The organism is Burkholderia sp. A2 (genome assembly GCF_001729305.1).
GTDB lineage: Bacteria > Pseudomonadota > Gammaproteobacteria > Burkholderiales > Burkholderiaceae > Burkholderia > Burkholderia sola.
In genome coordinates this window covers 53,896-66,625 of sequence record NZ_LZXX01000091.1, presented here as the reverse complement: position 1 = coordinate 66,625, position 12,730 = coordinate 53,896, and the positions used below count along the sequence as shown (strand labels likewise).

General features: G+C 67.9%; 10 protein-coding genes. 3 read left to right on the top strand and 7 right to left on the bottom strand.

Annotated features, from left to right (window positions below; genetic code table 11):
• Positions 1 to 8 precede the first annotated feature (8 nt).
• The 5 genes from A9Z05_RS14635 to A9Z05_RS36200 all read right to left on the bottom strand — a co-directional run bounded on the left by A9Z05_RS14635 (position 9) and on the right by A9Z05_RS36200 (position 3,961).
• On the bottom strand, positions 9 to 656 hold the full coding sequence (locus tag A9Z05_RS14635) for a class I SAM-dependent methyltransferase (protein ID WP_069618720.1): 648 nt from the start codon (positions 654 to 656) through the stop codon (positions 9 to 11).
• Positions 657 to 666: 10 nt separating this feature from the next.
• A complete protein-coding gene (locus A9Z05_RS14630) occupies positions 667 to 1,389 on the bottom strand; it encodes a WbqC family protein (protein ID WP_089434369.1) in 723 nt (240 codons plus the stop codon).
• Positions 1,386 to 2,771, bottom strand: a complete 1,386-nt coding sequence (locus tag A9Z05_RS14625; RefSeq protein ID WP_069618718.1) for an FAD-binding oxidoreductase — start codon at positions 2,769 to 2,771, stop codon at positions 1,386 to 1,388. Before A9Z05_RS14625 ends, A9Z05_RS14630 begins: the two co-directional genes overlap by 4 nt.
• Positions 2,768 to 3,553: a class I SAM-dependent methyltransferase gene (locus A9Z05_RS14620; RefSeq protein WP_069618717.1), complete on the bottom strand. Its 786-nt coding sequence runs from the start codon at positions 3,551 to 3,553 to the stop codon at positions 2,768 to 2,770. The genes A9Z05_RS14625 and A9Z05_RS14620 overlap by 4 nt, the downstream gene beginning before the upstream one ends.
• A gap of 144 nt (positions 3,554 to 3,697) precedes the next feature.
• Positions 3,698 to 3,961 (bottom strand): hypothetical protein, encoded by a 264-nt coding sequence (locus tag A9Z05_RS36200; protein ID WP_124504389.1) that lies wholly within the window; start codon positions 3,959 to 3,961, stop codon positions 3,698 to 3,700.
• On the opposite strand from A9Z05_RS36200, the gene A9Z05_RS14615 reads away from it, so the two are divergent.
• The 3 genes from A9Z05_RS14615 (at position 3,960) to A9Z05_RS14605 (ending at position 10,613) form a co-directional block, all read left to right on the top strand.
• Positions 3,960 to 5,732, top strand: a complete 1,773-nt coding sequence (locus A9Z05_RS14615) for a tetratricopeptide repeat protein (RefSeq protein WP_069618716.1) — start codon at positions 3,960 to 3,962, stop codon at positions 5,730 to 5,732. The genes A9Z05_RS36200 and A9Z05_RS14615 overlap by 2 nt on opposite strands.
• 199 nt (positions 5,733 to 5,931) lie before the next feature.
• On the top strand, positions 5,932 to 8,130 hold the full coding sequence (locus A9Z05_RS14610; protein WP_069618715.1) for a tetratricopeptide repeat protein: 2,199 nt from the start codon (positions 5,932 to 5,934) through the stop codon (positions 8,128 to 8,130).
• Positions 8,127 to 10,613, top strand: coding sequence for a tetratricopeptide repeat protein (locus A9Z05_RS14605; protein ID WP_069618714.1), 2,487 nt, complete (start codon positions 8,127 to 8,129; stop codon positions 10,611 to 10,613). Before A9Z05_RS14610 ends, A9Z05_RS14605 begins: the two co-directional genes overlap by 4 nt.
• Before the next feature lie 241 nt (positions 10,614 to 10,854).
• On the opposite strand, the gene A9Z05_RS14600 is transcribed toward A9Z05_RS14605, so the two are convergent.
• Positions 10,855 to 11,151 (bottom strand): flagellar protein FliT, encoded by a 297-nt coding sequence (locus tag A9Z05_RS14600; RefSeq protein ID WP_069618713.1) that lies wholly within the window; start codon positions 11,149 to 11,151, stop codon positions 10,855 to 10,857.
• 31 nt (positions 11,152 to 11,182) lie between these two features.
• On the bottom strand, positions 11,183 to 12,601 hold the full coding sequence (gene fliD, locus A9Z05_RS14595) for a flagellar filament capping protein FliD (protein WP_069618712.1): 1,419 nt from the start codon (positions 12,599 to 12,601) through the stop codon (positions 11,183 to 11,185).
• Between the last annotated feature and the right edge of the window lie 129 nt (positions 12,602 to 12,730).

Sequence of the window (12,730 nt, the reverse complement as noted above, 5' to 3'; positions counted from 1 at the left end):
GGCGCCGCTCAGATGTCCTTGCGGACGAGAATCGTGAATTCGTACAGGCCGTAGTCGTGCAGCAGCGCGACGTGACGCGAATAGCGGCGCTTGCAGCGATCGAACAGCGCGCACGGGTCCGCGTAGTACAGGAGGTCCGGGCGCATGAACGGCGGATCGGAATACGACGTCAGGCAGTTGAACGCGAAGCCCAGTCGGCTCGTCGCGTGCAGCGTGTCGAGCGTCGCGTGGATGTAGTCGAGCCATGCGTCGTCACCGTGACCGCGCCTGACGTTGAAGATGCCGGATGCGATCCCGTAGTCCGACGCGGCCTGCGGCACCGCGCCGACATGAAATGCGACGTTCGCGTCTTCGCGATAGCGCTGCCGCGCGGCGTCGACCATATCGGACGAGATGTCGTAGCCCGCATACGCGAAGCCGTCGGGTAGCGCACGCGCCTTCAGGAAATCGACCAGCGCGCCGTAGCCGCAGCCGATGTCGTTCACCGAGTGGCCGCCGGACTCGGGCAGGATCTTCGTCAGTTGTTCGAAGCGCAGGAACTGGCTGGTTTCGCCGTTCCAGTCGACGCCGCGCGCGGTCGCGCCGTGCTCCGCCAGCCGCGCGCTGTAGTACGCGGCCACTTCTTCCAGCAGGCTCGCATGCCGGGATTCGCTCATGGACATCGCCTCAGTCTTTCGAGGTCAGCGCGTACCGACGCGCTTCGGGACCGCAGTTGAACAGCACGTCGAGCACGGTCACGCCGTGGACGAAGTCGCCCCACTGCTGCGGATACTCGGGATAGCTCGGATAGTCGAACCAGCGCACCGCGACGCCGGCATCGGCGAACAGGTTCTCGTCGAGGTAGCTGCGCGCGGCCGGGCCGGACAGGTACTCGGACGCGCCCGCCTGCACGCACAGGTTCAGCAGCTTCTCGGTGCGGTCGCCGTGGAGCGCATAGTCCGACGTCGACGACACGCGCGTGCCGATCTCCAGTTGCCGCAGGACCCACGTCAGCATCGCGAAATTCAGCTCGCTCAGCATCCCGTAGGTGCGACCGGTGTAGAGCGCTTCGAGCTCGTCCGCATAGCGCGCGAAGTGCGGTGCGCGCGCGTAGTTCTGCTGCAGGGCCTTCCAGTGCAGCGGCGCCCAGTCGGCGCCATCGATTTCGGTTTCGCGGATCGACTGGTGATACTTGCCCTTCACCTTCACCGGCACGCTCAGCCATTGCACGCCCTGCGGCGTCTTGATCTGGTTGCGGTTGCGCCAGTCGCGGCGCGTGTACTGCGCGTCATCGTAGAGGATGAACTCGTCGCTGGCGGCGATCAGGTCGAAGTAGCCCTTCCACGGAATGTAGTTGGACTGCACGATCGCCACCCGCTTCGCGTCGCGGTTCATGGTCGCACCGCTCATGCCGGAATGTGACCGTACCGGTACATGTCGACGAGCTCGGGCGGAATGCCCCAGTCCGTTGCGCCCAGCTTGTCGTGCAGCGCCTCCAGGTCCGCGCGCATCGCGTTCCGAAGCTGTTCGACCATGCGGTTGCGCGCCGGTACGAAGTCGTGCTGGTACGCGGCATTGATCTGATGGCGTACCGTCTTCGCGATCGCGGCCTCGCGCGTCATGTTGCGGATCAGCGGGCGTTCGGGCGCGAGTTCCGCGTAGCGCGGATCGATCGGCTCGCCGCGCATCGCCGCGACGAGATCGCGGCACAGCACCGGCGACAGGTGGAAACCGTCGCGCTTGGTGCCGCCGAGAATCCACAGGTCGCGCACGCTGGTTTCGCCGAACAGCGGATACAGGTCGGACGTCGTCGGTCGCCAGCCGACGTTGACGTTGACCAGGTTCGCGCGCGAGAAGCGGGTGTTGATCTGGTCCATCGCGGACTTGAGCAGCGTGTACGCGCTGCCGGCGTGGCCGTGCTCGTGCGGCACCGGGCTGATGTAGTTGCTGGCGCCGACGAGGGTCCGGTCAGGCCCGTACGGCGCCGAATACACACCGCACGCGAGGCCGCGGTTGGTCGTGCGCACGCAGTGCGTGTGCACGTTCTCCGTGCTCTGCAGTTCGATCGACATGCCGATGCCGTAGAACATCCGCTGCACCGGCAGATCGGGCAGGCTCGCCTGCAGCACGCGCGTCACGTTGGCGCCGTTGCAGAGAATGAAGCGGTCCGCGCCGAGCACGCTGCCATCGGACAGGCGCGCCCCGGTGACGCGTCCGGCCGCGGTGTCGAGCCGCTCGACCTCGGCGTCGATGAAGCGCACGTTGCCGGCTTGCGCGACCGACGCGCTCAGCGCGTCGAGAAACTGTTTCGGATTGACCCAGCCTTCGCGCTTCAGGAAGACCGCCTTCAGCGCGCGATAGCGCGGGTCCGGATGATAGTTCGGGATGCCTGACGGATCGACCGCCTCGCAGGGCTCTTCGAATTCGCGGCAGAACCGCTGCATGGCCGCGAAGTTCTCGTCGTCGAGCGCGTCGGTCGCCGCGTTGTTCAGTACGAAGGTGCCGAAGCCGTGCGCGACCGCGCGCTCGGGCGTGCAGATTTCAGCGAATACGGCGGGCCAGGCCGCCGTCGCGCCGCGGCTCAGCTCGAACTTGAAGCGGTCGATCGGCGTGCCGAGCGAGTCGCCTTCCAGCTCGGTGAACGAATTGAGCATCGCCGCCGCAGCGCGCGTGGCCGAGCCGGGCCGATGCGCGTGGCCGACGATCACGAGTTCGACGCCCGCGTCGGCCTGCTGCCATGCGCGAGCCGTCATCAGGCCGAGAATGCCGTTGCCGAGGATTGCGAGTTTCATTTGCGTGTGCCCCCACCTTCCGGGAATGACAGGTAGCAGAGCGACGGATAGGCTGCAGCCTTGTGGATCTGGTGCGCACGGTTGCCGAGCAGGTCGCGCAGGTAATGGACGCCTTCCGCGGGCAGCTGGCCGCCGCGGGTGAGCTGCCAGAACGCGACGACGCCGCCGGGCACCAGCCGCTCCATCACCGCGTCGAACGCGTGCCGGGTCGGCTCGATCACGTTCAGGTCGAACCACGCGAGCGCGACCATCTCGCCGGGATGCGCTTCGTCGAACGCCGCCAGCGTGTCGCGGCAGTCGCCTTCCCACACGTGGTGCTTGTCATGCACGTGTCCCATCGCGTTGCTGCGCTCGTGCAGGTTCAGCAGCTTGCGCAGCAGGTCGGCGTACTCGCCGGACAGCGAGTACGTGCCGTCGGAGAACAGCTTGCGGTCGCGCGTGTCGTGCTCGGCGAAGCCCGTGTAGCCCGTGAACGTATCGAATGCGTGGATCCGGCGCTGGAAGTTCAGCGGCTCGAGAATCGCGCGGAAGTTCTCGCACAGCACGGCGGTCTGCCCGCGCCACGTGCCGAGATCGAGGATCGCGCCCGGCAGCGGCACGATTTTTTGATAAATCTCAAAGGTCGCGAGAATGCGTGCGAGGAGCGAGCCGCGCACGAACAGGCCGAGCGACCGTTCCAGTTCCTCGCGCGTCGCGGGGTAGGTCTGCATCAGGTCGAACAGTTCGCGGCGCGCCGCGAGCTGATCGCCATCTGCGTTGGTGATGATCGCTGATTCGTGCATACACAGGGCTCCAGGCACAAAGGGTGTGACCGGACGAGCGCGTGTCGGCGCGGTGGCATCGGAATGCGCAACCGTCCTGGCGTCGCAGGTCGGACATCTTTCTACGATCAAGTCTAGCGAGCGCCGCCAGGATCGAATGTCGGATTAGCGGGTGGTTTCACCCCGCATTTCGATGGATGCGCGCGTGTCCGGCGCGAATTCGAGGCGCCCGCGGGTGCGGCTTGCAGTCGTGGGAATAGCGACCAATTCCAGCACCTGCTCGCCAAATTGGAACGCGGCGTGCGCGTGGAGAATTCGGACACGTCGGAGACCGTCGGTGCGTGCGTCCGCGGGCGAAGGCGTGTGCCGACGCAGCGGCGCCGGCCGCGATTCGAATCCCGTATTGGCTACCAGGACGACATAGCTCATGATGCCCACCTCCCCCGCCGCCGCCACGATCGAACAGGCGCTGGCGCACCATCAGGCCGAACGGCTGGAAGAGGCCGAGACGCTGTACCGGCAGATCCTTGACACCGATCCCCGGCACGCGGACGCGCTTCACCTCCTTGGCCTGATCGGCCATCAGTACGGGCGCTATCAGGAGGCATCCGACCTGATCATGGCGGCGATCGAGATCCGGCCGGACGCGATGTACTACTACAACCTCGGCAACGTGATGCAGGCGGACAACCGTCACGCCGCCGCCGTCGAGTGCTTCCGTCTCGCAATCGATCTGCGACCCGACTACGTCGATGCGTACAACAACCTCGGCAACGCGCTGCGGCTCGCCGGCGACGTCCGCGCGGCCGTCGATGCGTTCTGCCAGGCCATTGCGCTGAAGCCGGACAACGGCCAGGCCTACAACAATCTTGCGAATGCGCTGTTCGACCTGAACGAGATTCCGGCCGCGCTCGAGGCTTACCGGCACGCGGTCGCGCTGCGCCCCGAACTGCCGGAGCCGCGCAGCAACCTGCTGTTCGCGAGCCACTGCAGCGAAGCGTTCGACCACGACGCCTATCTCGCCGAGGCCGCGCGCTACGACGAACTCGTCACGCGGTGCGCGAAGCCGTGGACGGACTGGCTCGTCGACCTGGCTCCCCGGGTCGGGCGGCCGCTGAAGGTCGGCATCGTGTCGGGCGATCTGAAGTCGCATCCGGTCGGCTATTTCATCGAGAGCATGCTGAAGCATCTCGACGCGAACCGGATCGAGATGCATGCGTACCCGACGCGCGACGTCGAGGACGACGTGACCGCCCGCATCAAGCCGGCCTTCTCGACATGGACCAGCATCGCCGGCCTGAGCGACGAAGCGGCGGCTGCGCGTATCCGCGCGGACCGCATCGACGTGCTGCTCGACGCGGCGGGCCACACGGTCTACAACCGCCTGCCGCTGTTCGCGTGGAAGCCGGCGCCGCTGCAGGCGAGCTGGCCCGGTTATTTCGCGAGCACCGGCGTGGGCGCGATCGACTACGTGATCGGCGACCGTCACGTGCTGCCGCCCGCCGAGGCCGCGCATTTCACCGAGCGGCCGTGGCATCTGCCGGACAGCTATCTGTGCTTCACGCCGCCGGCCGAGCCTGTCGACGTCGGCGCGCTGCCGATGCTCGCGAACGGCCATCCGACCTTCGGCTATTTCGGCAAGCTCGCGAAGATTACCGATCACGTCGTCGCGGTCTGGTCGCGCGTGCTGCAATCGGTCACGGGCGCGAAGCTGTTCGTGAAGGCCGAGCATCTCGACGATCCGCGCGAGCAGCAGGCGCTTGCCGCGCGCTTCGCGGCGCACGGCATCGACGCGCAGCGCCTGATCCTCGAAGGCCGCTCGCCGCGCGCCGAATACCTGGCCGCGTACGGGCGTGTCGACCTGATGCTGAGCCCGTTCCCGTATCCGGGCGGTACGACGACCGCCGAAGCGCTGTGGATGGGCGTGCCCGTGCTGTGCCGGCGCGGCGAGCGCTTCCTGTCGCACATCGCCGAGAGCCTGCTGCATTCGGCGCGGCTCCCCGAGTGGATCGCGGACGACGACGCCGCGTATGTCGCGAAGGCCGTCGCGCAGGTCGGCCAGCCCGCCGAGCTGGCGGCGCTGCGCACGACGCTGCGCGCGCAGGTGCTCGCGTCGCCGCTGTGCGACGCGCCCCGCTTCGCGCGCCACTTCGAGGACGCACTGCACGGCATGTGGGCGCAGCACGTCGCATCCGCGTGAGGCCGCTCACGACTTGACGTGCGTGGGCCTTTCCACGTTGGCGGCAAGCGGAACACGGCGCCCCTCGCGCTGAGCACCGCGCCGCCGTCGTCGGGATGGCGCGCGATGGGATTGCGGCGCCGGCCGTGATGATCGGGCACGGCGGCAGGCTGATCGACTTCCGACGCGAACCGCATCCCTATTGAGCAGGACAGACGAGATGGACGGAACAGGACAGGCATTGCAGGCGGCGCTCGCGCATCATCAGGCGGGGCGTCTCGCGGAAGCGAAGACGCTGTACGACGCGATCCTCACCGCGCAGCCGGGCCAGCCGGATGCACTGCATTTCCTCGGGCTGCTGGCATGCCAGCTGAAGCAGTACGACGCGGGGCTCGCGCTGATGGAGCAATCGCTCGTCGAGCGGCCGGATGCGTCGTACTTCAACAACCTGGGCAACATGCTGCGCGAAAGCGGCCGGCTCGACGACGCGATCGCGCACTACCGGCGCGCGGTGGCGCTGCGGCCGGACTATCCGGAGGCGCACAACAACCTCGGCAACGCGTTGCGCGACGCGCACGAGCCGGCGGCCGCGATGCAGAGTTGCGCGCGCGCGATCGAGCTGCGCCCCGGCTATGCGCAGGCGTACAACAACCTCGGCAATGCACTGCAGGATCTGGGTGACCTCGATGGCGCCGCCACGCATTACGGCCGCGCGATCGAGCTGGATGCGTCGATGGCGATGGCTCACGCGAACCTGAGCGCCGTGCGTCACAAGCAACTGCGCTGCGCGGAAGCGCTCGCGCATGCGCAGGACGCGATCCGGCTCGCGCCGAACCTCGGCGACGCACATAACCACGCGGGCAACGCGTATCACGGACTGAACCGGCTCGAGGATGCGCAAGCGAGCCATCGCATGGCCGTCGCGCTCAATCCGGCGGACGCCGGCGCATGCCACAACCTGTCCGTCGTGCTGCTGAAGCTGCAGCGGCTCGACGAGGCGCTCGTGTATTGCCGGCAGGCGTTGCAGGCCGGTCCGCCGGCCGTGTTGATGCACGTCAATCTCGGCGACATCCTGCGCGCGCAGGGCAACGTCGATGCCGCGGTCCAGGCCTATCGCGACGCGCTCGCGCTGGTGCGCGACGATGCCGACGACGTGGCGGCGACCGTGCTGAACCGGCTGCTGTTCAGCGCGGCGGCGTCCGCTTGCGTGAGCCCCGCCGACTATCTGGCCGACGCGCGACGCTACGGCCGGCACCTGGCCGGGCGTTCGACGCGCCATGTGCACGATCCGCGCGAGCGGGACGCGCGCGCGCAAGGGCGGCCGCTGCGCGTCGGCTTCGTGTCCGGCGACCTGCGCCTGCACCCGGTCGGGATCTTCCTGGAAAGCGTGCTCGCGCACCTCGAGCGCACACGCATCGACCTGCGCGTGTACGTGACCACGGACGAGGAGGACGCGATCACCGCGAAACTGAAGCCGCACGCGAACGGCTGGCGCTCGATCGCCGCGCTGGGTCCGGACGTGGCCGCGCGGATGATTCACGACGACGAAATCGACGTTCTCGTCGACCTCGCCGGCCATACGCAGTCGAGCGGGCTCCCGGTGTTCGGCTGGAAACCCGCGCCGGTGCAGGCGAGCTGGCTCGGTTTCTTCGCATCGACCGGCTGCGACGCGATCGACTACTTCATCGGCGACCGCTACACGCTGCCGGACGCCGAAGCGCATCACTTCGTCGAGAAGCCGTGGCGGCTGCCGGACAGCTTCCTGTGCTTCACGCCGCCGGCCTGCGACGTCGAGGTCGGCCCGTTGCCGATGGCGGCGAGCGGCCATCCGACGTTAGGTTGCTTCGGCCAGCTCGTGAAGATCGGCGACGACGTCGTGCGCGCATGGTCGCGCATCCTGCACGCGCTGCCGAACGCGCGGCTGCTGCTCAAGGCGCACGAACTTAGTCGCGAGGGCGTGCGCGACACGACCGCCGCGCGCTTCGCGCGGCATGGCATCGACGCGGACCGGCTGATCCTCGAGGGCGGTTCGCCGCGCGCGGAATACTTGGGCGCATACAACCGCATCGACGTCGCGCTGAGCCCGTTCCCGTACCCGGGCGGCACGACCACGGCCGAAGCGCTGTGGATGGGTGTGCCGGTGCTCGGCATGAAGGGCGGGCGCTTTGTCACGCACATCTGCGAAAGCGTGCTTCACGCGGCGGGCATGGGCGAATGGGTTGCTGACGGCGAGGACGGCTATGTCGCGAAGGCGATCGCGGCAGTGCACGATCGCGAGCGCCTCGCGGCGCTGCGCGCGAGCCTGCGTGCGCAGCTGCTCGCGTCGCCGTTGTGCGACGCGCGCCGGTTCGCGGCGCATCTCGAAGCGGCGTTCCTCGCCATGTGGCAACGCTATACGAACCCGGAGCAGGAAGCATGAACGATATCCACGACACGCTGCAGTCCGCGCTCGCGCATCATCAGGCGGGGCGTCTCGCGGAAGCGAAGACACTGTACGACGCGATCCTCACCGCGCAGCCGGGCCAGCCGGATGCACTGCATTTCCTCGGGCTGCTGGCATGCCAGCTGAAGCAGTACGACGCGGGGCTCGCGCTGATGGAGCAATCGCTCGTCGAGCGGCCGGATGCGTCGTACTTCAACAACCTGGGCAACATGCTGCGCGAAAGCGGCCGGCTCGACGACGCGATCACGCACTATCGGCGCGCGGTGGCGCTGCGACCGGACTATCCGGAGGCGCACAACAACCTCGGCAACGCGTTGCGTGACGCACGCGAGCCGGCGGCCGCGATGCAGAGCTGCGCGCGCGCGATCGAGCTGCGCCCCGGTTACGCGGAGGCGTACAACAATCTCGGCAACGCGCTGCAGGACCTGGGCGAGCACGAAGCGGCGGCCGCGAGCTACGCCAAGGCCGTCGCGCACCAGCCGCGGTACGCGGATGCGTACTGCAATCTCGGCAACGCGCTGCATGCGCAGGAGAAATTCGACGATGCTGCGGATGCCTATCGTCGCGCCATCGCGCTGCAACCGGGCTTCCGTGTCGCGCACCGGGGGCTGAGCGCGACGCTGCGCGCGGCCGGCGATCTGCAAGGCGCGATCGACCATGCGCGCGAAGGGCTCGATCCGGGCGACGCGGACGCGCACTGCGTGCTGGCAAGGTTGCTGCAGCGCATCGGCGATTTCGACAAGGCGCTCGAACTGCTCGAGCAGGCGGTCGCGATCGACCCCGCGCATGCACAGGCATGGGCGTGGCTCGGCGATTTGCGCAACCAGCAGGGCGAATACGGGCAGGCGGTGAAGGTGTGCCGGCGTGCGATCGAGCTCGATCCCGAACTGGCCGACGCATACAACTTCCTTGGCTTCGCGTATCACAACCTCAACTTGCTGGCCGCCGCGGAGTTGAGCCACCGGCATGCGATCGACTTGAACCCGGACGATGCCGACGCGCATCACAACCTCGCCGCCGCGCTGTTTCGGCTCGAGAAGCTCGACGAGGCGATGAAGCACACCGAGATCGCGAGGGCGCTCGGCATCGATCCGCTGAAGGTCCAGATGACGCTCGGCGACATCCTGTGGGCGAAAGGGGATCTCGCCGGCGCGCTGGATGCGTTCCGCTCGGCGATCCGGCACGACCTGCATCGCGCGTACTCGCGGATGCTGTTCAACATGTCGAGCTCACCCGCGTTCGAACCGCAGGAGTGGGTCGCCGAAGCGCGCCGCTACGGCGAGCATCTCGAGCGCGACGCGCATCCGTTCGAGCACGACCGCGCGCAGCGCGTCGCGCAGGCGCAGGGGCGGCCGCTGCGTGTCGGCTTCGTGTCGGGCGACCTGCGGCAGCATCCGGTCGGCATCTTCCTTGAAAGCGTGCTCGCGCGGATCGACCGGTCGCGCATCGAGCCGCATGCCTATGTGACCTTCGTCGGCGAGGACGACGTGACCGCGCGGCTCAGGCCGAACTTCGCGAGCTGGAAGAAGGTGGTCAGCCTGGGCCGCGAGGAGGCCGCGCAACTGATTCGCGACGACGGCATCGACATCCTGATCGATATGGCAGGCCATACCAACTGGAGCGGCTTGCCGATCTTCGGGCACAAGCCCGCGCCGGTGCAGGCGAGCTGGCTCGGTTTCTTCGCGACGACCGGTTGCCGCGCGATCGACTATTTCATCGGCGATGCGCATACGCTACCGGCCGACGAGGCGCATCACTTCACCGAGCGGCCGTGGCGGCTGCCGGACAGCTACCTTTGCTTCACGCCGCCGCCGTACGATGTCGCGGTCGGCCCGCCGCCGATGGGGGTTCATGGCGGCGTCACGTTCGGCTGCTTCGGCAAGCTGATCAAGATCAGCGACGAGGTCGTCGCGCTGTGGTCGCGCATCCTGCACGCACTGCCGGACGCACGCCTGCTGCTGAAGGCCCATGAGCTCGGCGCCGGCGACGTGAACCAGGCGACGCTCGAGCGCTTCGCGCGGCACGGCATCGGCGCGGATCGGCTGATGCTCGAAGGCGGTTCGCCGCGTGCGGAGTACTTCGCCGCGTATAACCGCATCGACATCGCGCTGAGCCCGTTCCCGTACCCGGGCGGCACGACCACGGCCGAAGCGCTGTGGATGGGCGTGCCGGTGCTCGGGATGAAGGGCGGCCGGTTCGTCACGCACATTTGCGAAAGCCTGCTGCACGCGGCGGGCATGGGCGACTGGATCGCGGAAGACGAGGATGCGTACCTCGCGAAGGCCGTCGCGTTCGCGCGCGACCGCGACGGGCTGGCGACGCTGCGTGCAACGCTGCGCGAACGCGCGCTGGCGTCGCCGCTGTGCGATGCGTCGCGCTTCGCACGCAACCTCGAGGACGCGCTGCACGGCATGTGGGCCCGCTACGCGGCCGGCGAGACGGCACCCCGGGACGCGTGACGAGCGGGATCGCGCCACGGCTGGAAGCCGCGCTCGCGCATCGTCGGGCCGGCCGCCCGAGATGATCGACGCGGCCGTCGAGCGGGCGACGCGGGCGTAGCCGGCGCGATCCGGCGCGCGCTCCCGCCTGCAGGCGAAAAAAAAGCCGCATTGAAGCGGCTCGACGGTACGGCGACAACGGACCGCTCGACTGGCGGCGTCTTTTAATTCGAAATGCGCGGCGGCCGAGACGCCCGGCCGGTCACAGCATGCCGGCTTTCTGGTACTGGCTCGCGGCCTCGATCCGCTCCCGGGACTGCGCAAATTCCGCGGCCAGGCGGTCACGGTCCGTCTGCGCATGCTCCGTGATCGACGCGTCGATCGCCATGATCTGCCGCACCTGATCCAGCACGTCCGGGGTCTGCTCGCCGGACAGGTTCATCAGCAGCGGCGAGCGTTCGTCGGCGAGGGCCGCGACGCGCACCCAGTCGCGCGCATCGGCCGCCGACTGCATGGCACGGGTCAGGTCGAAGGCGCGGGACAGCGTGTCGTTCGTCATGGTTCTGCTCCGAAGGGGGGGCGGCCAACGCTTACTTGTTGTTGGCCATCGCGCCGGCGCTGTTCTGGCCGCCGAACAGCTGGGTCAGGTAGCGGGTGTTGTTCGCCATCGTCGCCATCAGCGTGTTCAGCGCGGTGAACTGCGCATTGTATTGCTTGGTCAACTGGTCCGAGTAGCTCTGTAGCTGCGTCGCCTGACCCTGCACACTCTTCAGATCGGCGTTGATCGCGTTGGTGCGCTGGTCGATCAGGCCGGACGTCTGCGTGTACGAGTTGATGTTCGCATTGAGCGCCTGGGCGATGCCGTTCGTCTGGTTGAAGATCGCCGTCACCGCGGAACTGTTCGACTTGAGCGCGGTGGTCAGCGCGGCGGTGTCGACCGACATCGCGCCGGTCGAATCCACGTTGATGCCGATGCTGCCGAGCGCATAGGTCGTGCCGCCCGTCGTGACGCCGCTGCTGAGCGTCGTCGCGAGTGTGTTCCTGATCGTGTTCAGCATCGCGTCGCCGAGCAGCGGGCCGGCGGTCTTCGCGGTCGAGTCGTAGCTCGACAGCGATTTCGCGGTATTCACGAAGTTGGTATACGCGGTCGCGAAATTGTTGATCGCGGTCGTCGCCGCGGCCGTGTCTTGCGACAGCGTGATGGTTTGCGTCGTGCCGACTGCGGCCTGTGACAGCGCCAGCGTGACACCCGTCAGCGCGCCCGACACGTTGTTCGACGCGCTCGACACCGGCGTGCCGTCGATCGTCAGCTTCGCGTCGGCGGCCGGCGTGACGGTCGTGTACCCCGACGTCAGTTTCGAGTTGACGCCTGTGCCCGTGATCGAGATCGTGCTGGCTGCACCGGTGAGGTTCGACTGCATCACGAGATGCTGGCCGTCCGAACCGGTGATGACCGACGCGGTGACGCCGGCATTGCCGGACGCGGAGTTGATCGACGACGCGATGTCGGACAGCGACGCGCCGGCCGCCACGTTGACGTTGAACGCGGGGTTGCTGCCGAAGGTGATGCTCAGCGAGCCGGCCGAGATCGTGTCCGCCGACGTCACGCCGGCCGACGACAGCTTGTTGGCGGTCGCGAGCTGCGTGACATTGACCGAATACGAACCGGCCACCGCGCCGCTGCCGCTCTTGATCGTCGTCGCGATGCCCGTGCCGCTCGCCGTCGCGGCCAGGCTGCCGAGCGCGGTGCCGTCCGAGAGGCCGGTGAGCGCGGTCTGCAGCGCGGACAGCGCGCCCTTCAGCTGGCCGATCGCGGACAGCTGCGTATTGTCGTTCGTCTGCCGGGTCTGCAGGGCCTGCAATTGCCCGGCCGTCTTCGCGTTCACCAGCGTCGTGACGAGCGTATTGACGTCGAGCGTCGAATTGGTCGCGCCGCTGATGATCGATTGACCTGCATTCGCCAGGATGGTGCTGATGTCCGTGCTGCTGACGGGGGTCGTGGTGGCCATGCCGTTGCTCCGGTCGTCCGCGCAATCAACGTGCGCGATGCGGCGGGGCGCCGCGGTTCAATGCAAAGAGGGAGGCGTGCCTCCCTGAAGAATTCCGGTCCGGGCGGTTTCGGCGGCGTCTCGATGCGT